Source organism: Janthinobacterium woesei, assembly GCF_051380875.1.
Taxonomy (GTDB): domain Bacteria; phylum Pseudomonadota; class Gammaproteobacteria; order Burkholderiales; family Burkholderiaceae_D; genus Janthinobacterium.
Window position 1 is genome coordinate 188,632 of the sequence record NZ_JBNYXW010000007.1, and the last position, 23,433, is coordinate 212,064.

General features: G+C 61.7%; 21 protein-coding genes. 17 read left to right on the forward strand and 4 right to left on the reverse strand.

From position 1 onward, the window contains the following. Window positions 1-7: 7 nt before the first annotated feature. Window positions 8-1,318: a PQQ-dependent sugar dehydrogenase gene (locus tag ACQ4W6_RS09835; RefSeq protein ID WP_436567003.1), complete on the reverse strand. Its 1,311-nt coding sequence runs from the start codon at window positions 1,316-1,318 to the stop codon at window positions 8-10. Window positions 1,319-1,357: 39 nt separating this feature from the next. Next, window positions 1,358-1,624 (reverse strand): hypothetical protein, encoded by a 267-nt coding sequence (locus ACQ4W6_RS09840; protein ID WP_436567004.1) that lies wholly within the window; start codon window positions 1,622-1,624, stop codon window positions 1,358-1,360. A gap of 263 nt (window positions 1,625-1,887) precedes the next feature. On the opposite strand from ACQ4W6_RS09840, the gene ACQ4W6_RS09845 reads away from it, so the two are divergent. The 11 genes from ACQ4W6_RS09845 to ACQ4W6_RS09895 all read left to right on the forward strand — a co-directional run bounded on the left by ACQ4W6_RS09845 (window position 1,888) and on the right by ACQ4W6_RS09895 (window position 14,716). After that, window positions 1,888-2,841, forward strand: a complete 954-nt coding sequence (locus ACQ4W6_RS09845; protein WP_436567005.1) for an NAD kinase — start codon at window positions 1,888-1,890, stop codon at window positions 2,839-2,841. Between the two features lie 47 nt (window positions 2,842-2,888). Beyond that, a complete protein-coding gene (gene recN / locus ACQ4W6_RS09850) occupies window positions 2,889-4,556 on the forward strand; it encodes a DNA repair protein RecN (protein WP_436567006.1) in 1,668 nt (555 codons plus the stop codon). Window positions 4,557-4,672: 116 nt separating this feature from the next. Beyond that, the gene (gene hemH / locus ACQ4W6_RS09855) at window positions 4,673-5,782 is read left to right on the forward strand and encodes a ferrochelatase (protein WP_436567007.1); all 1,110 of its coding nucleotides are present in this window, start codon (window positions 4,673-4,675) and stop codon (window positions 5,780-5,782) included. A 341-nt stretch (window positions 5,783-6,123) separates the two neighbouring features. Beyond that, complete coding sequence (gene grpE, locus ACQ4W6_RS09860) at window positions 6,124-6,645, forward strand: nucleotide exchange factor GrpE (RefSeq protein ID WP_436567008.1); 522 nt, start codon at window positions 6,124-6,126, stop codon at window positions 6,643-6,645. 91 nt (window positions 6,646-6,736) lie between these two features. Then, window positions 6,737-8,680, forward strand: a complete 1,944-nt coding sequence (gene dnaK / locus ACQ4W6_RS09865; RefSeq protein ID WP_436567009.1) for a molecular chaperone DnaK — start codon at window positions 6,737-6,739, stop codon at window positions 8,678-8,680. 160 nt (window positions 8,681-8,840) lie between these two features. Then, a complete protein-coding gene (gene dnaJ / locus ACQ4W6_RS09870) occupies window positions 8,841-9,974 on the forward strand; it encodes a molecular chaperone DnaJ (protein WP_436567010.1) in 1,134 nt (377 codons plus the stop codon). Window positions 9,975-10,037: 63 nt separating this feature from the next. Beyond that, window positions 10,038-10,706: a carbonate dehydratase gene (gene can, locus ACQ4W6_RS09875; RefSeq protein WP_436567011.1), complete on the forward strand. Its 669-nt coding sequence runs from the start codon at window positions 10,038-10,040 to the stop codon at window positions 10,704-10,706. A 345-nt stretch (window positions 10,707-11,051) separates the two neighbouring features. Continuing rightward, window positions 11,052-11,936, forward strand: a complete 885-nt coding sequence (locus ACQ4W6_RS09880) for a TauD/TfdA dioxygenase family protein (RefSeq protein ID WP_436567096.1) — start codon at window positions 11,052-11,054, stop codon at window positions 11,934-11,936. Between the two features lie 32 nt (window positions 11,937-11,968). Next, on the forward strand, window positions 11,969-13,000 hold the full coding sequence (locus ACQ4W6_RS09885) for an ABC transporter substrate-binding protein (RefSeq protein ID WP_436567012.1): 1,032 nt from the start codon (window positions 11,969-11,971) through the stop codon (window positions 12,998-13,000). Further along, complete coding sequence (locus ACQ4W6_RS09890) at window positions 12,927-13,847, forward strand: ABC transporter ATP-binding protein (protein WP_436567013.1); 921 nt, start codon at window positions 12,927-12,929, stop codon at window positions 13,845-13,847. Before ACQ4W6_RS09885 ends, ACQ4W6_RS09890 begins: the two co-directional genes overlap by 74 nt. Beyond that, on the forward strand, window positions 13,844-14,716 hold the full coding sequence (locus tag ACQ4W6_RS09895; protein ID WP_436567014.1) for an ABC transporter permease: 873 nt from the start codon (window positions 13,844-13,846) through the stop codon (window positions 14,714-14,716). Before ACQ4W6_RS09890 ends, ACQ4W6_RS09895 begins: the two co-directional genes overlap by 4 nt. Here ACQ4W6_RS09895 and ACQ4W6_RS09900 read toward each other — a convergent pair whose 3' ends face one another. Next, window positions 14,717-15,604, reverse strand: a complete 888-nt coding sequence (locus tag ACQ4W6_RS09900; protein ID WP_436567015.1) for an HTH-type transcriptional regulator ArgP — start codon at window positions 15,602-15,604, stop codon at window positions 14,717-14,719. Window positions 15,605-15,748: 144 nt separating this feature from the next. Here ACQ4W6_RS09900 and ACQ4W6_RS09905 point away from each other — a divergent pair, with 144 nt between their 5' ends. The 5 genes from ACQ4W6_RS09905 to ACQ4W6_RS09925 all read left to right on the forward strand — a co-directional run bounded on the left by ACQ4W6_RS09905 (window position 15,749) and on the right by ACQ4W6_RS09925 (window position 22,173). Beyond that, entirely contained in the window at window positions 15,749-18,172 is a 2,424-nt protein-coding gene (locus ACQ4W6_RS09905) for a penicillin-binding protein 1A (RefSeq protein WP_436567016.1), read from the forward strand. A gap of 4 nt (window positions 18,173-18,176) precedes the next feature. After that, window positions 18,177-18,800, forward strand: coding sequence for a trimeric intracellular cation channel family protein (locus tag ACQ4W6_RS09910; protein ID WP_436567017.1), 624 nt, complete (start codon window positions 18,177-18,179; stop codon window positions 18,798-18,800). A gap of 100 nt (window positions 18,801-18,900) precedes the next feature. Next, window positions 18,901-20,778 carry a beta-propeller domain-containing protein gene (locus ACQ4W6_RS09915; RefSeq protein ID WP_436567018.1) on the forward strand — a complete coding sequence of 626 codons (1,878 nt, stop codon included), beginning with the start codon at window positions 18,901-18,903 and terminating at the stop codon, window positions 20,776-20,778. A 49-nt stretch (window positions 20,779-20,827) separates the two neighbouring features. After that, window positions 20,828-21,409, forward strand: coding sequence for a sigma-70 family RNA polymerase sigma factor (locus ACQ4W6_RS09920; protein WP_436567019.1), 582 nt, complete (start codon window positions 20,828-20,830; stop codon window positions 21,407-21,409). After that, window positions 21,406-22,173, forward strand: coding sequence for a hypothetical protein (locus ACQ4W6_RS09925; protein WP_436567020.1), 768 nt, complete (start codon window positions 21,406-21,408; stop codon window positions 22,171-22,173). The genes ACQ4W6_RS09920 and ACQ4W6_RS09925 overlap by 4 nt, the downstream gene beginning before the upstream one ends. A gap of 6 nt (window positions 22,174-22,179) precedes the next feature. Here the strand turns inward: ACQ4W6_RS09925 and ACQ4W6_RS09930 are convergent, their stop codons facing one another. Continuing rightward, window positions 22,180-22,305, reverse strand: coding sequence for a hypothetical protein (locus ACQ4W6_RS09930; protein WP_436567021.1), 126 nt, complete (start codon window positions 22,303-22,305; stop codon window positions 22,180-22,182). A gap of 294 nt (window positions 22,306-22,599) precedes the next feature. On the opposite strand from ACQ4W6_RS09930, the gene ACQ4W6_RS09935 reads away from it, so the two are divergent. Then, window positions 22,600-23,367, forward strand: coding sequence for a gamma-glutamyl-gamma-aminobutyrate hydrolase family protein (locus tag ACQ4W6_RS09935; protein WP_436567022.1), 768 nt, complete (start codon window positions 22,600-22,602; stop codon window positions 23,365-23,367). Window positions 23,368-23,433: the final 66 nt, after the last annotated feature.

The window sequence follows — 23,433 nt, forward strand, 5'->3', positions numbered from 1 at the left end:
ATGGTGCTTAGCGTGCCGGCACCACGCGCCAGATGATATTGCCCACGTCGTCGGCCACCAGCAGCGCGCCCGCCTTGTCGACGGCGACGCCGACGGGACGCCCCTGCGCCTTGCCATTTTCGTCCAGGAAGCCGCTGAGGATGTCCTGTGGCGTACCATTTGGCATGCCATTGGCAAACGGCACGAAAATGACTTTGTAACCACTGAAGGGCTTGCGATTCCACGAGCCGTGCTGGCCGATGAAGGCGCCGCCCTGGTAGCGTTCGGGCAGCAAACTGCCAGCATAAAACGCCAGGCCCAGCGAGGCCGTGTGCGCGCCCAGCGCATAGTCGGGCGCGATGGCCGTGGCCACCAGTGCGGGGCGCGGCGGCTTGACGCGCGCATCGACGTGCTGGCCGAAATAGCTGTAAGGCCAGCCATAAAACGCGCCATCCTTGACCGAGGTCATGTAATCGGGAACCAGATCGTTGCCCAGTTCGTCGCGTTCATTGACGGCCGTCCAGAGTGCGCCTGTCTTTGGTTCCCAAGCCATGCCGTTCGGATTGCGCAAGCCTGTAGCGTAGACCCGCGCCTTGCCCGTCGCACGCTCGAAGCGCCAGATGGCGGCGCGGCCATCTTCGGCCGCCATGCCGTTCTCGCCCACATTGCTGTTCGAACCAACGGACACATACAAGAACTTGCCGTCGGGACTGGCGACGACGTTCTTGGTCCAGTGGTGGTTGATGGGGCCGCCCGGCAAATCCAACACCTTGGTGCCCTGGGCCGTGATGCTGGTTTGCCCTGGTTCGTAAGGAAAGCGCAGCAGGGCGTCCGAGCTGGCGATGTACAGCTCCTTGCCCACCAGGGCCATGCCGAACGGCGAATTCAAGCCTTGCAGGAATACGCTGCGCGTTTGCGCCACGCCGTTCGCGTCGAGGCCGCGCAGCAGGGTAATGCGGTTGGCGCTGGGTGTGACGGCGCCCGCTTTTTTCATCTGCGACTGCATGATGGCGCCCTTGATGCCCTTGCTGTCTTCCGGCTTGGGCGGCGCATTTGTTTCCGCCACCAGCACGTCGCCATTCGGCAAGACGTACAGCCAGCGTGGATGGTCGAGGTTGCGCGCATAAGCCTGGACGGCCAGGCCGGCCGCGACCACGGGGAGCTGCCCGGCCGTCCAGCGCTGTACGGGAGCAACATTCACGGTGGGAATCAATTGCTTGTTAGGCGAGGGCAGGACGGGCTGGGGCCCGAAACCGACGGGCATGGCGGGCGCCTGGGCCTGGGCGCCGCTGGCGCCGCAGCCAGCTGCCAGCAGGAAGGAATAAACGTAGCGGTGCATGGTGTACTCCGGAAACGTAACGATGCTTGATGGTTGGACTCAGCGCGCCTTCTTTGATTCCAGTTGCGCGTCGGGACGGGCTTGTTTCGGTGCGGCTGGCTTGACCTTTTCCACGCCGGGCTGGGCGTGCCGGTCGGTGTCGACCAGCCCTTGCTCCAAGTCGCTTGCCGCTTGCTGCATGATCTTGCGCGGACGCACGTTTTGCGCGTCGGGAGACTCGTCGCGTTCGTGCGGCAGGCGCTCGACGCCATCGTTTTTCACCTTGGCATCGGTATTGATCTTGCGCTCGCTATGCTGGGTAACCATATACGCTCCTGAAGGGAAACAATGACTGATGCCAGTGTCATGCTGCAACTGCCCGCTGGCAAGCAGATTTGCCTGCGCAGGGAGCGCTGGCGCACGCATGGGCGATTCTTTTTCTGCGCTACACTGCGGCAACACTTAAAAACGCCCCTTGCGGGCACACCGCCGCCGCACTATACTGTGCATACATACAGTATCATGCAATGCCGGCGTGCAGCGTGACAGCCAGGGGCGACTTGCCACCGAATTCATTTGCCGAGACTTTTATGCCCGTCGAAAAACACGCCGAACCGCCAGCAGCGACCTTGCCAGCCCCGGGGCATGCCTTTAACCTGGGCGCCAAGACCATCGCCCTGGTCGTGCGCCAGAATACGGATGGCATTGCCGAGCCCGTAAAAAGCATCGTCGATTTCTTGCAGATGCTGGGCCATACCATCGTGTTTGAAGCGGAAACGGCCGCGCATCTGGACTTTCCTGGCGTGCGCGCCATGTCGCCGGCCGAGATCGGCGCTGCCGCCGATTGCGCCATCGTCATGGGCGGCGATGGCACCATGCTGGGCATTGCGCGCCAGCTGGCGCCATTCGACGTACCTTTGATCGGTATCAATCAAGGGCGTCTGGGTTTCATGACGGACATTGCGCTCGAGCGCATGCTGCCCGTGCTGGCGCAAATTCTTGGCGGCCGTTTCAAGGCCGAGCGCCGCACCTTGCTTGAAGGTAGCGTGCTGCGCGACGGCGAGTCGATCCACGTGGGCATGGCCGTCAACGATGTGGTCGTCTCGCGCGGCGCCGGCGCCGGCATGGCCGAATTGCGCGTCGATGTGGATGGGCACTTCATGTACAACCAGCGTTCGGACGGGCTGATCATCGCCACGCCAACGGGCTCGACCGCGTACTCGCTGTCGGCCGGCGGCCCGCTGCTGCACCCGACTCTGGGCGGCATCGTGCTCGTGCCGATTGCCCCGCATGCGTTGTCGAACCGGCCTATCGTCTTGCCCGATTCCAGCCAGATCGTGGTGGAAATCGTGCGCGGACGCGATATCAGCGTCAATTTCGACATGCAGACGTTTGCCAGCCTGATCCAGCAAGACCGCATCATCATTCGCCGTTCGCCGCACACGATTACCTTCCTGCATCCGGAGGGGTGGAGCTACTACAACACCCTGCGTGAAAAACTGCACTGGAACGAGTACCCGTCGGGCGAGGGCAAGCTCAGCTAACGTTGTCTCCACCTCAACCCGCGGTGCGCCGCCTAACTACAGAAGCCATGCTCCATACACTGTCCATCCGCGATTTTGTCATTGTCGATACCATTGAACTGGAATTTTCCGCTGGCTTCAGCGTGCTGACGGGCGAGACGGGCGCCGGCAAGTCCATCCTCATCGATGCGCTGACCCTGGCGCTGGGTGGCCGCGGCGATGCCAGCGTGGTGCGCGAAGGCGCAGCCAAGGCTGACATCACGGCCGATTTCTCCGTCAGCGACGTGGCGCAGGCGTGGCTGGTGGCCCATGAATTTGCCAACGATGATGGCGGCGCCCTGCTGCGCCGCGTGATCGACAATGCGGGCCGCTCGAAGGCGTACATCAACGGCATCCCCGCCACGGCGGCGCAGCTGCGCGAGCTGGGCGACATGCTGGTCGACATCCATGGCCAGCATGCGCATCAGTCGCTGTTGAAAAGCGAGGCGCAGCGGGCCCTGCTCGACGGCCAAGCGACGGCGCGCGAGGCAGGCGCCGAGCAAGACGCGCGGCAAGTGGCGGCACTGCACAAGCGCTGGCGCGCGCTGGTGCGCCAGCGTGAAGAATTCGAAACCAACGCCGCCAACGTGCTGTACGAGCGCGAGCGCCTGGAATGGCAGGTGGGCGAATTGGAAAAGCTGGCCGCCAAGCCCGGCGAATGGACGGACATCACGAACGAGCACAGCCGCCTGTCGCACGCGGCCAGCCTGCTGGAAGGGGCGCAGGAAGCGCTGTCCACTATTTCCGAGTCGGAAGACCACCCGATCGTCTCGCAACTGTCGGCCCTGAACCAGAAGCTGGGCAAGCTGGTGTCCGTGGATGCGCAATTGCAGCCGATTGTCGACCTGATCGAATCGTCGCGCATCCAGCTGCAGGAATCCGTGTATGCGCTGAACAATTACCTGGACCGCGTGGAGCTGGACCCGGAGCGGCTGCACCAGCTCGATGCGCGCATGGAAGTGATGCACAGCACGGCGCGCAAATTTCGCGTCACGCCCGAAGAATTGCCTGAGGAACACGCCAAACTGTCGGAAAAGCTGCAACACCTGGCCGACGCTTCCGATATCGAAGGCTTGCTGCGCCAGGAAGCGAAGATCGAGGCCGAATACCGCAGCGTTGCCGAGCGCTTGTCCAACACGCGCCGCGCGGCCGCACTCGAACTGGGACAGGCCGTTACGCGCGCCATGCAGGAACTGAGTATGACGGGTGGCAGTTTCGAGATTGCATTGAACCCGTGCGAGCCGGCCACGCATGGCCTGGAGCAGGTGGAGTTTCTGGTTGCCGGCCATGCGGGCACGGCGCCCCGCTCACTGGCCAAGGTCGCCTCCGGCGGCGAACTGGCGCGCATCGCGCTGGCCATCTCCGTCATCACCTCGCACGCCACCACTACGCCCACCTTGATCTTCGACGAAGTCGACAGTGGTATCGGCGGTGCCGTGGCCGAAGTGGTGGGGCGTTTGCTCAAACGCCTGGGGCAAGGGCGGCAAGTGCTGTGCGTGACCCATTTGCCGCAAGTGGCCAGCCAGGCCAATCAACATTTCCAGGTGGCAAAAAGCACTTTGGACAATGGCAAGACGGCTTCGCGCATCGACATGCTCGACGCCAAGGCCAGGGTGGAAGAAGTGGCACGCATGCTGGGCGGCCTGGAAATCACGGCCACCACGCGCAAGCACGCGCGCGAATTGCTGGCGACTTGAGCGTCAGTCGGGGTCTGACCCTCCGGGTCATACCCCAGCCTTGCCTTTAGGGTTAGTTGTAGCAAGTACCACTTATAATGGTTGCCTATCCCGTCCAACGTCTTCGAAGAGCCTTCATGTCATTTCAAACAGAACCTCCGTACACGCATGGCAGTGTCGAGCGCAGCGCCGTGGTGCTGGTCAATCTGGGGACGCCCGATGCGCCGACCGCGTCGGCCGTGCGGCGCTACCTGAAACAATTTTTGTCCGATCCGCGCGTGGTCGAGATTCCCCGCATCGTCTGGTGGTTTATCTTGCACCTGATCATCCTGCCGTTCCGCTCCAGCCAGTCGGCGAAGAAATACGCGTCGATCTGGACGCGCGACGGTTCCCCCCTGAAAGTGCACACGCAACAGCAGGCCACATTGCTGGCCGGTGCGCTGGCCGAACGGGGCCATGATGGCGTGACGGTGGCCATGGCCATGCGCTACGGTTCGCCATCCTTGCCCGAGGTGCTGGCCAGGCTGAAAAGTGAAGGCTGCGAGCGCATCGCCATCTTGCCTGCCTATCCGCAATATTCGGGCACGACGACGGGTTCCATTTACGACGCCGTGTTTGCCCATTACGCCACGGTGCGCAATGTGCCGGAATTGCGCTTCATCAAACAGTATCACGCGCACGACAGATATATCGACGCCCTGCGCGACTCGGTGCTGAACCACTGGGAAGCGCATGGCCGGCCTGAAAAACTGGTGATGAGTTTTCATGGCGTGCCCAAGCGTACCTTGCTGCTGGGCGACCCGTATCACTGCCAATGCCTGAAAACGGCACGCTTGCTGGCGCAAAAATTAAAATTAACACAAGATCAATATGTGGTGACCTTCCAGTCGCGTTTCGGCAAGGCCGAATGGCTGCAGCCCTACACGGCGCCCACCCTGGTGGCGCTGGCGCAGCAGGGCGTCAAGCGCGTCGATTTGCTGTGCCCGGGCTTTACCAGCGATTGCCTGGAAACCCTGGAAGAGATTGCCATGGAAGCCAGGCATGATTTCGAAACGGCCGGTGGCCAGCATTTTCACTACATTGCTTGCCTGAATGAAACGCCGGCCTGGATCGCCGGCCTGGCGGAAATTGCCGAACAACACATGATCGGCTGGCCGACGATGAAGACGGCGGCGCAGTGCGCAGCGGACAAGAAGGCTGGCGGGCAGGCGCGCACGGCCGCACTGGCCTTGGGCGCGGCGAATTAGAAATAATTTCTCTTTTGCAATACAAAGCCGCGCTTGCGCGGCTTTGTCATTTCTGGCGCAGGCAGAGGTTTTCCGAATAGCAACATCGTCAGTGGCAATGGCCATGACGGGACTGGTAGAATGCCGGCTTCGCAGAGGAAGCAGGCTGATTCAGAGGGGATGCACGGTTCGCGGTCTGAAACGGGTAGTGATTTGTAATAAGCTGTAACATTGGCTGGCGTAAACCTTGGCGCTCACATCAATACCCCTTGAAACAGTAGGATATAGCCCCATCTGCTGGCTAGTGTTGTAAAGATGTATAGCCTAACCCATTTAAGTCATTGATTGTAGGAGCTTTCTAGATGCAAGATCAGGAAAATCAAGCTGTACCTAATCCGCAAGCGGACGCCGCGGCTCCCGCAGAGCCTACTTTGGAAGAGCAGCTGGCGAGTACCGAAGCGCGTCTTGCAGAGATGCACGATGCCTTCATGCGCGCCAAGGCCGATGGAGAAAATATCCGCCGCCGCGCGCAGGAAGATGTTGCTAAAGCGCATAAATTCGCAGTGGAAAGCTTTGCCGAAGCCATGGTGCCGGTGAAAGACAGCCTGGAAATGGCGCTGGCGGTGGAAGCACCGACCATCGAGTCGCTGAAAGAAGGCGTCGAGATGACCCTGAAGCAATTGAGCGCCGCGTTTGAGCGCAACCGTCTGGTGGAAGTGTTGCCAGTGCAGGGCGACAAGCTCGATCCGATGAAACACCAGGCAGTTGCCGTGGTACCAGCGGAGCAGGAAGCCAATACCATCGTGTCAGTCTTGCAAAAGGGCTATATGATTGCGGACCGCCTGCTGCGTCCGGCCATTGTGACTACCGCGCAAGCAAAATAATCAGAGTGCGGCATCAAGCAAGCCTTGAAACCATGCCGCTTTGCCACATATAAGAACCATCTGAAATCTAGCAAATAAAAGGAAAAAAATCATGGGTAGAATTATCGGTATCGATCTGGGAACCACGAATTCCTGCGTTTCCATCATGGAAAACGGTCAACCAAAGGTAATCGAAAACGCTGAAGGCGCACGCACGACGCCGTCGATTATTGCTTATCAAGAAGATGGCGAAATTCTCGTCGGTGCACCGGCGAAACGCCAGGCAGTGACCAATCCGAAAAACACGCTGTACGCAGTGAAGCGTTTGATCGGTCGCAAGTTCGACGAAAAAGAAGTACAAAAAGATATCGCGCTGATGCCTTACCAGATCACCAAAGCCGACAACGGCGATGCGTGGATCGGCGTACGCGACAAAAAACTGGCACCACAGCAAATTTCGGCTGAAGTACTGCGCAAGATGAAGAAAACGGCAGAAGACTACCTCGGCGAAGAAGTCACCGAAGCCGTCATCACGGTGCCTGCGTACTTCAACGACTCGCAGCGTCAAGCGACCAAGGATGCCGGCCGTATTGCTGGCCTGGACGTCAAGCGCATCATCAACGAGCCTACCGCGGCAGCGCTGGCATTCGGCCTGGACAAGAACGAAAAAGGCGACCGTAAAATCGCCGTGTACGACTTGGGCGGCGGTACGTTCGACGTATCGATCATTGAAATCGCGGACGTTGATGGTGAGAAACAATTTGAAGTGTTGGCCACCAACGGCGACACCTTCCTGGGCGGCGAAGACTTCGACCAGCGCATCATCGATTACATCATCGACGAGTTCAAGAAGATCAACGGCATCGATCTGAAAAAAGATCCGATCGCTCTGCAGCGCATCAAGGCTTCGGCCGAGCGCGCGAAGATCGAGTTGTCGTCGTCGCAACAAACCGAGATCAACGAGCCGTACATCGCCATGGCCAATGGCGCTCCAGTCCACTTGAACCTGAAGATGACCCGCGCCAAGCTCGAATCCCTGGTCGAAGAGCTGATCATTGCAACGATGGAGCCATGCCGCATCGCCATCAAAGATGCTGGCGTGAAAGTGTCGGACATCGATGACATCATCCTGGTCGGCGGCATGACCCGCATGCCGAAGGTGCAGGAAAAAGTGAAGGAATTCTTCGGTAAAGATCCACGCAAAGACGTGAATCCGGACGAAGCCGTGGCAGTGGGCGCAGCGATTCAAGGTTCGGTCCTGTCGGGCGAACGCAAGGACTTGCTGTTGCTGGACGTGACGCCATTGTCCCTGGGTATTGAAACCCTGGGCGGCGTGATGACCAAGATGATCCACAAAAACACGACGATTCCGACCAAGTTCAGCCAGGTATTCTCGACGGCCGACGACAATCAGCCTGCGGTGACCATCAAGGTCTTCCAGGGTGAGCGCGAAATCGCCGCCGGCAACAAGGGTCTGGGCGAATTCAATCTGGAAGGCATCCCGCCATCATCGCGTGGTACGCCACAGATCGAAGTGACCTTCGACATCGACGCCAACGGCATCTTGCATGTCGGCGCGAAAGACAAGGCCACCGGCAAGGAAAACAAGATCACGATCAAGGCCAATTCCGGCTTGACCGAGGCTGAAATCCAGAAGATGGTCAAAGACGCCGAGTTGAACGCGGAAGAAGACAAGAAGGTCAAAGAATTGGCCGAGTCGCGCAACCAGGCCGATGCTCTGGTACACTCGACCCGGAAATCCTTGACCGAATACGGCGACAAGCTCGATGCGGGCGAGAAAGAGAAGATCGAAGCGGCAATTACCGACCTGGAAGCAAGCATCAAGGCCGGCGACAAGGCTGAGATCGACGCCAAGGTGGAAGCACTGTCGAGCGCATCGCAGAAACTGGGCGAAAAAATGTATGCCGACATGCAAGCGCAGCAAGCTGCCGGCGGCGCAGAAGGTGCACAGCAAGCTGCTGGCGCATCCGATGCTGGCGCCAAGCAAGACGATGTCGTTGACGCTGACTTCAAAGAAGTCAAAGACAGCAAGTAATTGTCTTGCGCTCCCGTCAATGGGGGCAGCCGGGCTGAACGCTACATCGCGGGATTAGCCGCGAAGACCGGCCGAGCCGAGTCGTTGCCCAGTGCAGCACTCGACTCGGCTTTTTCGTGTAATTTTTACATCAGTAGATAGACTGCAAGGTGCCGACAACATGGCAAAGCGTGATTTTTACGAGACACTCGGTGTCGCAAAAAATGCTTCGGAAGAAGAGATCAAAAAGTCTTACCGTAAACTGGCGATGAAATACCATCCGGACCGCAATCCGGATAGCAAGGAATCGGAAGAAAAGTTTAAGGAAGTCAAAGAAGCCTACGAGATGCTGACCAATCCGGAAAAGCGCGAAGCGTATGACCGTTATGGTCACGCCGGCGTGGACCCGAACATGGGTGGCGGCGGCGGTTTCGGCGGCGGTGCTGGCGGCTTTGCCGACAGCTTCGGCGATATCTTCGGCGACATCTTTGGCGGTGGCGGTGGACGCAGCCGCAATGCAGGTCCACAAGTGTACCGTGGCGCCGATTTGCGCTACAACCTGGAAATTACACTGGAGCAAGCTGCTCACGGCTTCGACACGACGATACGCGTGCCGAGCTGGGACAAGTGCGACACTTGCCACGGCAGCGGCGCCAAGCCAGGCACATCGCCGACCACCTGCGGTACTTGCGGTGGCCACGGCCAGGTGCGCATGCAGCAAGGTTTCTTCAGCATCCAGCAAACCTGCCCAAAATGCCACGGCAGCGGCAAGGTCATCACTGACCCTTGCACGCCATGCGGCGGTGCGGGCCGCATCAAGCGCAACAAGACCCTGGAAGTAAAAATTCCAGTCGGTATCGACAACGGCATGCGTATCCGTTCGTCCGGCAACGGCGAACCGGGCACGAATGGCGGTCCGGCGGGCGACCTGTATGTGGAAATCCACATCAAGCCGCACGCCGTGTTCCAGCGCGAAGGCGACGACCTGCATTGCGAAATGCCGATTTCGTTCACCAAGGCAGCATTGGGCGGCGAAATCGAAGTACCTACCCTGAACGGCAAAGTGTCGTTCGCGATCCCGGAAGGCACCCAGTCGGGCAAGACCTTCCGCCTGAAAGGCAAGGGCATCAAGGGCGTGCGCTCCGGTTACGCGGGCGACCTGTTCTGCCACGTGGCAATCGAAACGCCGGTGAAACTGACGGAAAAACAGAAAGACCTGCTGCGCGACTTTGAAAAGTCAACCACCGAGGGCGGTGCCAAGCACAGCCCGCAAAGCAAGACCTGGAAAGACAAGGTCAAGGATTTTTTTGAGTAAGCACACGTAACACCACGCGCCGGGATGTTCACACATCTCGGCGTTTTTTTAAGGAAATAAATCATGAGCGAAGTGAAAAGCCAACCAGCCCTGTCGGAATTACTGCAACGCAACCAGCGCTGGGCCAGCTCGATGGTGGAAAAGAACCCGGATTACTTCAAGAACCTGGAAGCCCAGACCTCGCCGGAATATCTGTGGATCGGCTGTTCCGACAGCCGCGTCCCGGCCAACGAATTGCTGGGCATGCCGCCAGGCGATGTGTTTGTGCACCGCAATATTGCCAACGTGGTGGTCCATTCCGACCTCAATTGCCTGTCCGTGCTGCAATTTGCCGTCGACGTGCTGAAAGTGAAACATGTCATCATCGTTGGTCATTACGGCTGCAAGGGCGTGCATGCGGCCTTGACGGGCACGCGTATCGGCCTGGTCGACAACTGGCTGCGCCATGTGCAGGACGTGGGGCAGAAGCACGAGCGCTATCTGGGCGATGTGCTGAGCAGCCGTGAGCGCAGCGACCGCCTGTGCGAACTGAACGTTGCCGAGCAGGTCGTCAACGTCTGCCAGACCACCATCGTGCAGGATGCATGGGAACGTGGCCAGGAAGTCAGCGTGCACGGCTGGGTGTATGGCTTGAAAGACGGCGTGTTGAACGACCTGGAAGTGACCATCACGAAGCGCGAGGAACTGGCGCCGCGCATGGCGGCCCGCCTGGCTCGCTACGACGTAGCGTAAGCACGCCGGGCGCGGGTGCCTCATTCTCGGCACGCCCACGCCCGTTTCATATAGATGGGCCAGTCAAATCATCGAATACACATCGTTCCAGCGCCGGATGCAGTCTTCAAAGATGGCAACGGCCGAGGCATGGCGTTCCTGTGGTGGCATTTAGAATTGCCAAATAAGCAAATTTCGTACTCGCATTATTCAGGGGCCAGGCCACGCGCCGGGGTGCTGTAGTTGTGTTATTTCGTGACAACGCCTGATGCAACGCGCGCCGCATAAACATATAGTAAATGCTTCGTTTGCATGGCAGGCTAGCCGGCATACAGTGGACTTCCCTTGTTCACTGATGAAGCCATCATGTCGGCCGTCCTCAAATCTTCGCTTTCTACCAGCCAGTTCCGTATCGAGACCTTCGATGCGCCCCTCGGTGCGCAAGTGCTGGGGCTGGACCTGGCGCAGCCCTTGCCGCTCGGCGATTTCCAGCGCCTGCACCACGCCCACCTCGACCATCACGTGCTGGTGTTTCGCAATCAACACATCACGCCACAGCAGCAGGTCAATTTCAGCCGTCGTTTCGGCCCCCTTCAAATCCACGTGCTGCGCCAGTTCCAGTTGCCAGCGCAGCCGGAAGTATTGATCATCTCGAATATCGTCGAAGATGGCCAGCCCATCGGCCTGGGCGACGCGGGCCACTTCTGGCATTCCGACCTGTCGTACAAGGAAGTGCCCAGCCTGGGTTCCATGCTGCACGCGCAAGAGTTGCCGGACGAGGGCGGCGATACCGTATTTGCCAATATGCACCTGGCGTGGGAAAGCCTGCCTGCCGCGCTGCGCCATGCCGTGCGCGCTGCCCGTGCCGAGCACAGCTATCTGAGCCAGTATGAAGAGTTGCGCCGACGCAATCCCTGGCGCCCCGCGCTGACCCAGGCGCAGATCGATGAAGTCGCGCCCGTCACTCACCCCGTGGTGCGCGTGCATCCGGAAACGGGACGCCGCGCTCTGTTTGTCAGCGAGCATTTCACCACGCGCATCGTCGGCCTGCCTGACGATGAAAGCCGCGCCGTGCTCGACGAACTGTTTGCCCACAGCGTGCGCCCGGAACTCTTGTATGTGCACCGCTGGCAGCCGCATGACCTGGTGTTCTGGGACAACCGTTCGCTGATGCATCTGGCCACTGGTTGCCCGCCCGAGCAGCGCCGCAAGCTGTATCGCACTACCATCGAAGGCGATGCGCCGTATTGATTTTGACTGTTGATCTGACCCAAGGAGTGTCCATGTTGCCGATCTTTTCCCTCGCCCGCCAGCGCCGCCGCGTTTTTGCCACCATTGCCATGCTGTGCGCCGCAGGCATGGCAGCGCCCATGGCCCAGGCCGAAGGACAGATCCGCATCGCGGGCCAGCATGGCATCACTTTCTTGCTGCTCAACATTGCGCAAGAACAAAAGCTGATCGAAAAGCATGGCAGGCAGCAAGGTGTCGATATCAAAGTCGACTGGATTACCCTGTCTGGCGGCCCGGCCGTCAATGACGCCTTGTTGTCTGGCAATATTGACATCGCTGGTGCGGGGCTGGGGCCGCTGCTGACAATATGGGACCGCACCAAGGGCCGGCAAAACGTGCGCGGCGTCGCCTCGCTGGGTAATTTTCCCTATTATTTGATCAGCAACAATCCCAAGGTGAAAACCCTGGCGGACTTGACGGACAAGGACCGCATCGCCCTGCCAGCCGTCTCCGTGTCCGTGCAGGCGCGCATTTTGCAAATGGCGGTGGCAAAGCAGTGGGGCGACAAGCAATTCGCCCGCCTGGACAAAATTACGCAAACCTTGCCGCATCCGGATGCGGCCGCCGCCATCATCGCCGGTGGCACGGAATTGAGCGGCCACTTCGGCAACTCGCCCTTCCAGGAGCAGGAACTGGCGCAGAATCCGAATGCGCACATCGTGCTCGATTCGTATGCCGTGCAGGGTGGACCCAGTTCATCGACGTTGCTGTATGCAACGGAAAAATACCGCAAGGACAATCCGAAGACTTACCGCGCCTTCCTCGCCGCCCTGGCGGAAGCGGCGCAGTATGCGAGCAGCAATCCACAAGGCGCGGCAGATATTTATATCAAGGTCAACAAGAGCAAGGTGGAGCGTAATCTGTTGTTGAAAATCTTTGCCAATCCGCAAGTGCAATTCAAGATCGCACCGCAAAACACATACGGGCTGGCGCAATTCCTGCATCGCGTGAATGCCATCCGCAACCGGCCGGACAGCTGGCGCGACTACTTCTTTGACGATCCGGCCATCACACAGGGAGGCTGAAATGAACGCACCCGCTTTTCACCTGGTGCGCCCGCCCGCAACGGTGGCGCCTTTGCTCAGTGTGAGCAATGTCAGCCTGGAATACCGGACCGGGCAGCGCACCGTGCGCGCCACGCATGACGTCAGTTTCGACGTCTTCCGCGGTGACCGTTTCGTCTTGCTGGGGCCATCGGGCTGCGGCAAGTCGTCGCTATTGAAAGCCGTGGCCGGTTTCATTGCGCCGCGCGCGGGCAGCATCGCCATGCAGGGAAAACCCATCAGCAAGCCGGGGCCGGAGCGTGTCGTCGTGTTCCAGGAATTCGACCAGTTGCCGCCGTGGAAGACGGTGCTGGAAAACGTCATGTTCCCCTTGCTGGCCAGCAAGCGGCTCGACAAGGTGGCGGCCCGCGAACGTGCCCATCAGTGGATCGCCAAGGTGGGCCTGGCCGGCTTTGAGGATGCCCATCCGCACACCTTGTCGGGCGGCATGAAGCAGCGGGTGGCAATCGCACGCGCCCTGGCCATGCAGCCGGAAGTGCTGCTGATGGACGAGCCGTTCGCCGCCCTCGACGCCTTGACGCGGCGCAAGATGCAGGAAGAACTGGGCCGCCTGTGGGAAGAACTGCGCTTTACGCTCGTGTTCGTCACGCATTCGATCGAGGAAGCGCTGGTGGTGGGCAACCGCATCTTGCTGCTGTCGCCCCATCCGGGCCGCGTGCGCGCCGAGCTCAACAGCCATCAGTTCGGCTTGCACAGCGCCGGCAGCGCCGAATTCCAGGCCGCCAGCAGCCGGATCCACGCGCTGCTGTTCGATGAAGAAACAATCGCTGCCCCGGTGGCTGAAACCGTGCACAGGGAGGCCGTATGAGCGTATTGCTGGAGCCGCCGATCCGCCAGGAATTCGTCTACGCGGCGCCGCCGCCAGCCGGCGTGGTCGTCGAGCGGCCGCTATCGCGCTGGCAACGCTTGCGCCAGCACGCACTGTGGCGCAAGGTACTCATTTTGCTCAGCCTGGCCCTGCTGTGGGAAGGTGCGGCGCGCTGGACGCACAACGATTTATTGCTGCCCAGCTTTCTGCAAACGGCGCAGGCGTTTATCGGCGGCATCGCCAGCGGTGAATTGCTCACGCGCACTGCCGCCTCGCTGTATGTCTTGCTGCAGGGTTATCTGGCTGGCGTGCTGGCCGCCTTCGTGCTGACCTTGCTGGCCGTCTCCAGCCGCATCGGCCGCGACCTGCTGGAAACCCTGACAGCCATGTTGAACCCGCTGCCCGCCATCGCCTTGCTGCCGCTGGCCCTGCTGTGGTTCGGCCTGGGGCGCGCCAGTTTGATCTTTGTCATTGTCCATTCCGTCATGTGGCCGCTGGCGCTGAACACCTACGCGGGCTTCCAGAGTGTGCCCGAGACCCTGCGCATGGCGGGCCGCAACTACGGGCTGAGCGGTTTGCGCCTGGTGCTGCACATTCTGGTGCCGGGCGCCTTGCCGTCCATCGTTTCGGGCTTGAAGATAGGCTGGGCGTTTGCTTGGCGCACCCTGATCGCGGCCGAGCTGGTGTTTGGCACCACCTCGGGGCAGGGCGGACTGGGCTGGTACATCTTCCAGAACCGCAACGAGCTGTACACGGACAAGGTATTCGCCGGCCTGGCGGCCGTCATCGTCATCGGTTTGCTGGTGGAAAACCTCGGCTTTCGCACCTTGGAGCGGGTGACGCTGAAGCGCTGGGGCATGCAGCGATAACTATTTCAAAATCTTGCGCGCCGCGCCGATGATCTGCCGCGACAACTGTTCCAGGCGCGGCGACTGCACCTTCCACGTGTGCCAGTACAAGGCCACGTCGGCTGGTGTCTTGGGCGTGAGCATGTCGACCAGCTCGCCATCGGCATTCGCCTTCAGCAGCAGTTCGGGCACCATGCCGTAGCCCAGGCCGTAGCGGATGGCATTGAAATGCGAGGTGGCGCCCGGCACGTAATGGCAGGGGTAAGCGCCTTCGGGCAGCCCCAGCGCTTCTTGCAGGAACGACGACTGCAAGGTGTCCTTGCGCGTGTAGGCGACGACGGGCGCCATGCGCGCCGCCTCGCGCGTCAGGCCGTGCGCAAACCACTGCTGGCGAAACGCGGGCGTGGCCACCAGCCAGTAGCGCATCACGCCCAGCGGCTCGGCCGTGCAGCCGCGCATGGGCTTGGGCTCCGTGCTGATACAGCCGATCGCCATGCCCGTCTCCAGCAAGGTATAGGTGTGGTCCTGGTCTTCCACGGTCAGGTCCAGCAGCACGCGCTCGCGTATCAGCACTTCCGACAAGGCAGGGAAGAACCAGGTGCCCATCGAATCGGCGTTCAGCGCCAGCACCAGGGTCAGCGGCGCATCCTGCTGCACCGCCAGTTCCGCTTCCAGGTCCGCTTCCAGCAGCTTGGCGCGTTTCAGGTATTGCATCAGGCGCTGGCCCATGCGCGTGGCGCGCGCGGGACGGCTGCGCACGATCAGGGCATTGCCCAACTGGCTTTCCAGCGCCCGCACGCGCTGCGAGATGGCGGGCGAGGTCAGGTGCAACTGCAGCGCCGCCTGCTCGAAGCTGCCCGTCTCGACGACTGCGCGGAACGCTTCCGTGTGCTTCGGATTCAGGTTCATGGCGCACCCCTAACATAAGAAAAATTTATCAATACTAAATAATACTTACTTTTGATAAGGATATGTGTGTTGCAGTGCACAATGTCTCTTTGATGGAGTGTGTGCGCCAGCGCGCGGCCTCCTGGCAGCAGGAGAAACATCACGATGGAAGCACAAGCGAACGACACCTCTACCCGCAAGCCGCAGTCGAAGCTGGCGCGCAATCTGAAATTCGGCCTGGGATTGATCCTGGGCCTGGGCTTGGCCGGCGCCCTGGCAGGCGGCTACTGGCTGCGCCAGGCGTGGCAGGACTTGCCGGCCGTCGAACACCTGGCCGAATACAATCCCGCCCTGCCCTTGCGGATCTTTTCCAGCGAAGGCGAACTGCTGGCCGAATACGGCGAAGAGCGCCGCGAATTCCTGCCATTGAAAGACATCCCTGTGCGCATGCGCCAGGCGCTATTGGCCATCGAGGATGCGCGTTTTTACGAGCATGGCGCCGTCGATTTCTATGGCTTGACGCGCGCCACCCTGGCCAACGTGGTTACGGGTCACCACGCGCAGGGCGCCAGCACCATCACCATGCAGGTGGCGCGCGATTTTTTCCTGTCGCGCGAAAAGACCGTGCAGCGCAAGCTGACGGAAATGCTGCTTGCGTACAAGCTGGAACAGCATTACGGCAAGGACAAGCTGCTGGAACTATACATGAACCAGATTTACCTGGGCGAGCGTTCCTACGGCTTCTCGGCCGCCTCGAACATTTATTTTAACAAGCCGCTGGCCGATGTCAGCATCGCCGAGGCGGCCATGCTGGCCGGCTTGCCGAAGGCGCCGTCGGCCTACAACCCGGTCGCCAATCCGCAGCGTGCCACCGTGCGCCAACACTACATCCTGCAACGCATGCGCGAGCTGGGCTACATCACGCCGGCCGAACATGACGCCGCCGTGGCGGAAAAGCTGGCCCTCAACAAGGACCGCAACAGCTCCGTGCACGCTGCCGCGTATGCAGTCGAGGAAGCGCGCCAGCTGATTGTGCAAAGCTATCCTGAAGGCGCCTATAGCATGGGCCTGGACGTGACGACCACCATCCGCATGGCGCCGCAGCGGGCGGCAGACAAGTCGCTGCGCGATGGCTTGCTGAACGCCCAGGCGCGCCGCGGCTACCGTGGCCCGGAAGCGCGCCTGACGGCATCCGAAGACAGCGTGGCGCGCCAGCTGGCTGCTTATCCGGACAGCGGCGAACTGCGCGCCGCCCTCGTGCGCAAGGTGGACACTGCCGGCGCACGCCAGGTGAAGGCGCAGCTGCGCAATGGCGACGAGATCGTGCTGACCGCGTCGGATGCGCGCCTGGGCGGCAAGCTGCAACTCGATGGCAAGCGCGCGATCGTCGAGGGTAGCGTGATCCGCGTGGTACACGACACTGCAAAAAAACGTTGGCTGGTGAGCCAGTTGCCCGAGATGGAAGGCGCGCTCATTTCCGTTGATGCGCACAGTGGCGAAATCGTCGCCATGGCGGGCGGCTTCGATTTTTACCGTAATCACTACAACCACGCCACGCAGGCATACCGCCAACCCGGTTCCAGCTTCAAACCTTTCGTGTATTCGGCGGCGCTGGAAAAAGGCTATTTTCCTGGCACGGCCGTGGACGATACGCAGCGCTTGCTGCTGTCACAGGAAACGGAGGCGCAGCCATGGCGTCCGCGCAATTACGGCAACAACTATGAAGGTTTCATCAGCGTACGGCGTGGCCTGGTGCGCTCGAAAAACCTGGTGGCCGTCGGCCTGATGCAGGCGGCCGGCCCTGGCTATGTGCAGCACTTCGCCACGCGCTTCGGCTTTGAAGGCGCGCGCAATCCCGTCTCCCTGCCGCTGGCCTTGGGCGCGGGCGCCGTCACGCCGCTGCAGCTGGCGCAAGCGTATTCCGTGTTCGCCAACGGCGGCGTGCAGATGCCGCCAAAACTGATCAAGGAAGTACGCAGCCGCAGCGGCGCGGTGCTATTCAGCGACGCAGCGCCACGCGCGAAAGGCGAGCCGGTGTCGGGCACGCAAGTCATCTCCACGCGCAACGCCTACGTCATGGACAGCATGCTGCGCGACGTCGTCAAGAGCGGCACGGGACGCGGCGCGCTGGCGCTGGGACGCGGCGACGCGGCCGGCAAGACGGGCACCTCGAACAATGCGTATGACGCCTGGTTCGCTGGCTATTCCTCGGGCCTGGTCTCCATTGTCTGGCTAGGCTACGACCAGCCGAAAAGCCTGGGCAATGCCACGGGGGGGACTTTGGCGCTGCCTGTCTGGCGCGACTACATGCAGGTGGCCGTGCAGGGCCGCCGCGAGCGGGTGCAGAGCGAACCGCAAGGCCTGGCCCTGCTCGATGGCGACTATGTGTATGCCGAATACCTGGCCGGCGACTGCCTGCAGGACAAGCACGCGTTTATTCACAGCAGCGTCAGTTGCGGCAGTGGCTATGCAGGGGATACGCGCATGGCGCATGGCGATGGCGGTTCCAGTACCGGCACCAGCGAAGCGCGCACCCTGAGCGAAGCGCGCGAACGCGAACAAATTCTCAAATCATTTTCGGAAGAGTAAGAGCATGCTGTTATATACGATTTACCTGGTGGCGATTGTCGCCGAAGCGATGTCCGGCGCCATCATGGGCATGCGGCGCGGCATGGACTTATTCGGCATTTGCATGATCGGCACCGTCACGGCGCTCGGTGGCGGCACCATCCGCGACGTGCTGCTTGGGCACTACCCGCTGGGCTGGATCGCCCATCCAGAATACCTGCTGTTTACGGCAGGCGCGGCCGTCGTCACTGCTGTCGTGGCGCGCTACCTGCACCACCTGCGCACGGTGTTTTTGCTGGTCGATGGCCTGGGCCTGGTAGCGTTTAGCGTGATCGGCTGCGACATCGCCATGTCGTCCAATATGCACCCGGCCATCGTGGTGCTGGCGGGGATGATCACCGGCGTCTTCGGCGGCCTGCTGCGCGATATCCTGTGCAACCAGATTCCCCTGGTACTGCAGCGCGAAGTGTATGCCACCGTGGCGCTGTTTACGGGCAGCCTGTACGTGGGACTGCTGTACTTCAAGGTCGACAGTTCGGTAGCGCAGCTGTCGTCCCTCGGCGCCGGCTTTCTGTTCCGTTTTCTGGCCCTGCATTTCGAGTGGCGCCTGCCAAACTTCAATGGCGACCGTATACGCGGATTTGAATAGCGCGGCGAACGGCCCTTGCATTATTTTTACGCGCACTTAACCCCTTTTGCTGCGTCGCTGCGTTTCATGGTTGACACCCCAGCCAATCGGAGAAGAAGCGATGTCCAGCGCCCTCAAAATCACATTGATACTGTCCCTGCTGTTCTCGGCAGGCTGCCATGCTACCGATACGGCGCCGCGCAAGACCCTGATACCCTTCGCCAGCGAACAGGCGTTGAGTGCCTATCTGCAGCAGCTGCAAGCGCGCCAGGCGGCGCTGCAAAAGGAGCAGAAAGCGCAGCAGCAATCACTGCAGCGCGCCACGGCGCAATACATGGCGGCCCCCGCGCCAGCGCCGATGGCGGCGGAAGCGGCGAAATCGGCGGATGCGGCCGAATCGGTCACCAGTGTGCAGACGGCGGGTGTGGACGAAGGCGGCATCGTCAAGCTGCACGGCAAGTACCTGGTGATGCTCCGGCGCGGCAAGCTGTTCACGGTGGCGGTGGGGCAGAATGCCCTGCGGCCCGTGTCCTCGCTCGATGCATTCGCGCCGGGCGGCGATCCGTCGGGCAGCTGGTATGACGAGATGCTGATCGATGGCGACACGGTGGTGGTGATCGGCTACAGCTACAGCCGCGGTGGTACGGAGATCGGCCTGTTCGACATCGCTGCGGACGGCAAGCTGGCCTACCGTTCCACCTATCATTTGCGCTCCAACGATTATTATTCCTCGCGCAATTACGCCAGCCGCCTGATCGGCAGCAAGCTGGTGTTCTATTCGCCGCTGTCGCTCGATTTGCGCCGTGGCGATCCGTTCGGTGGCTTTCCCGCGCTGCGCCGCTGGCGTCCTGGCGCCGTACCGTCCGACTTCAAGCGCATCGCCCCGGCCACGCGCATTTACCGTACTGACGAGGAGTCCGAACCGGGCAATGGCCTGGCCCTGCACACGGTTACCGTGTGCGACCTGGCGCAGCGCGACATGCGTTGCGAGGCGACGGCCGTCATGGGGCCACTGGGCCGCGTGTTTTATGTCTCGGGCACATCCGTCTACGTGTGGACCACGCGCCGGGGTAGCGACTCGGGCGTGTTCCGCATTCCGCTCGATGGCACGGCGCCCAGCGCCTTGAAGGTGGCCGGCGCACCGGTCGACCAGTTCTCGTTCCTGGAAAGCTTTGACGGCCACCTGAACGTCTTGCTGCGCTCAGAGGGCCAGGGCGACGCCACGTGGGATGGCACGCGGGGGCGCGGCGACATGGCCTTGCTGCGTGTGCCATTGACATCGTTTTCCGATGGCCGTGACAGTGCGTCCGCTGGCAGCTACAAGGCCTTGCCCGGTGGTGGCGGCTACGGGCTGCAGAACCGCTATGTGGGGCAATATCTGTTATACGGCAACCCGGGCAAGGCGGGGCGCAGACAGGCGGATCACGCCTGGCCGCGCCAGCCCCTGTATGCGCTGCGCTGGGCCGATGCGAACAGCGTGCAGGCCTTGTCCCTGCCGCATGGCGTGGAGCGCATCGAGGCGCTGGGCAATGACGCCGTGGTGATAGGCGCGCAGGGCAAGGATCTGCATTTCAGTAGCATACGTTTGGGTGCACAGGCGGCGATTGCCGCGCGGTTCATCCGCGCTGATGCGGCGCAGGCCGAGTCGCGCAGCCACGGTTTTTTCTACCAACCGCAAGCAGCGGGCGAGGGCCTGATCGGCTTGCCCATCCTGGGCGCGGACGAGCGGCCTGGCCTGAACAAGTCAGCCGCTTTCGTGCTCTACCTGCGCAACAGCGGCTTGCAATTGACGCAACTGGGCGCGCTGGCGGCGCGGTCAGGCCCCGCGCTGGCTGACGGCTGCCGCGCTTCCTGCGTGGACTGGTACGGCAACGCACGCCCCTTGTTCCTGCAGGGCCGCGTCTTCGCCCTGCTTGGCTACGAATTGGTGGAGGGGGCGCTCAAGGATGGGCAGATCCGCGAAGTGCGCCGCATCAGCTATGCGCCCGCTGCACGCTGACGCTGTGCTGCATTTGTCGCTGCCGCGTAGTTCGGCTACACTGGTTCGCATGCCCGATACCTTGATCACTGCGACGGATGAAGACTTGATGCTGCGCTATAGCGCCGGCGACCTGCCGTCGTTTCGCGAATTGTACCGGCGCCACAGCCAGGGCCTGTACCGCTTCGTGGCCTGGCGTGCGCCACGCCGCGCCTGGGTAGACGAGATCGTGCAGGATGCCTGGGCCAGCCTGCATGCGGCGCGCGCCGGCTACCAGCCGCAGGCGGCGTTTCGTACCTATCTGTACCAGATCGCGCGTAACCGCCTGATCGATATCCTGCGCCAGCGGGAAGGGCAGGAGCAAGGGCAAGAGGGGGCCGGCGAGCTGGTATGCGAAGGCGCATCGCCGCAGCAGTCGCTGGAACAGAAACAGCAGCATGCACAGCTGTATGCGGCCATCGCCGCGCTGCCGGTGGAGCAAAAGGAGGCGCTGGTACTGCAGCAGTTCAGCGCTATGAGCATCCTTGAGATCGCCGTGGTGACGGGGGCGGAAGCGGAAACGGTCAAGAGCCGGTTGCGCTACGCCATGCAGAAATTGCGGGCACAGCTCGATAGCTGGGCCGGCGCGGCTGGCGCGGGAGGGCAGATATGAATACGCACGATAAAGAAGACCACGAAGCCAATGACGGGCAATTGAATGCGCTGCTGGCCAGCCTGCCGCAGCCCGCGCCTTCCAGCGCGCTCGATGCGGCCATCCTGGCGGACGCTGAAAAAGCGTTGCACAAACCGGTGGCCTCGAACGACAGTGCCGATGGCGTGCGGCGTACCCTGCCCGTCAAGAAAGCGCCCGATTATATGCAACGCTGGCGCATTCCGCTGGGACTGGCCGCAGCCGTGCTGCTGACGGTGAACATGATCGGCGTGGACTGGTTCGGCTCGAAGCCGGCGCAATTGCCCGTGATCGGCGAACCGGTCACACGGGACGTGATGCCTGCGCCTGCGGCAGCGCCGGTTGACGCCGAAGCATTGGCCCGCTCTTCTGCACCGGTGACGCAGCCACCGGCGATGAGCAAGGCGGCACCAAAGCCGCCGGCGCAGGCCGCGCCAGCACCCCTGCCCCCGCCGCCTGTCATGGAAATACGCCAGGCGATGGACCAGCAGGCCGAGTCGGCCCTGCAACGCCAGGCGCCGGTACAGCGCGCGCTGGCCATGCCTGTTCCTGTTGTATCACGGGCCGCACCGATGCCGCCGCCGGCAAAGCTCGACGCTTCCGTGTGGCTGGTGAAGATCGACGCACTGCTCAAGGCGGGCGAGGCGGCACTGGCGCAGGAAGAATGGGCCGCGTTCAGGCAGGCGTACCCCGATTATCCGGTAGCCGGGGAATTGCAGCGGCGCCTGGAAAAACCACGGCAATAGCCCGCGCTAGACGATTCCTTTCTTGCGCTCCCACACGGCGCTGCCCACGAAAATGGCGGCGCACAGGCCCAGGCCCACCACGCCGATGCTCACCACGAGGGCGCAGAAATCGCGCCATGGCATGTGCTTCATGGTTGCCCCCGTGTGGCAAGGAGAATGGGCGGAGAGGTGGAACACCAGACTGGATTCATGGGAAAGACGGAACTTTGCCTGCGGCGCTGGCATTTGGCGCCGGACGGGCATATGATGATTTTACTCAGGGTAATTCTGCAAGCCAGTGGCGAGCCAGTAGTGTCGCCGCTGAACGGCCCGCCTGGCCACTCTCATGTGTGTGGCCGCCAGCGCCGGCTCTGCTGTACAGTGAAGCGAGCGGCAGCGCTGACAAGGCGCTGCCATTGGATCGTCACGCTAGCGAGGTAGCTGCATATGCGCCGTCCCATTGTTCTCGTTCCCGCCTGCCAGCGCCAGTTTGGCAGCCACGCCTGGCACATGGCGCAGGACAAATACCTGCAAGCCGTGCTGCGCGGTGCCGGCTGCATGCCCTTGCTGCTGCCCGCCCTGGGCCTGGAGGCCGATCTGGAAGCGGCGCTGCAGATCGCCGATGGCGTCATGCTGACCGGTTCGGCCTCGAACGTCGATGCGCGCCTGTATGGCGAAGACATCCTGCATCCCGAATTGCCGCAAGACCCCGCGCGCGACGCCACCACCTTGCCCCTGATCCGTGCCGTGCTGGCGCGCCAGTTGCCCTTGCTGGCCATCTGCCGCGGCTTCCAGGAAGTCAATGTGGCCCTGGGCGGTACCCTGCACCAGGCCGTACACGCGGTACCGGGCATGCAGGACCACCGCGAAAACGTGCTCGATCCCCTGGAGCGTCAGTACGCGCCCGCGCATCGCATCAAATTGATGCCCGACGGCCTGCTGTCACGCCTGCTGGGCGGCGAGAGCGAGATGATGGTCAATTCCCTGCATGGCCAGGGCGTGGCCAGGCTGGCCCATGGCTTGCTGGTCGAGGCCCTGGCCGACGATGGCCTGGTGGAAGCCTATACGGTGGCCAGCGCCGCAGGATTTACCCTGGCGTTGCAATGGCACCCCGAATGGCAGGTCGAAGAAAATCCGCAATCCATGCGCCTGTTCGGTGCCTTTGGCCAGGCTTGCCGCGATTACCAGGAACAGCTGCACCGCAAAAAAGGATGACAGCAGAGTGCACGGGCGCGCCGCGAGTACCGAGCGGCGCTTGATCAAGACCAGCGAGAGGGAAAC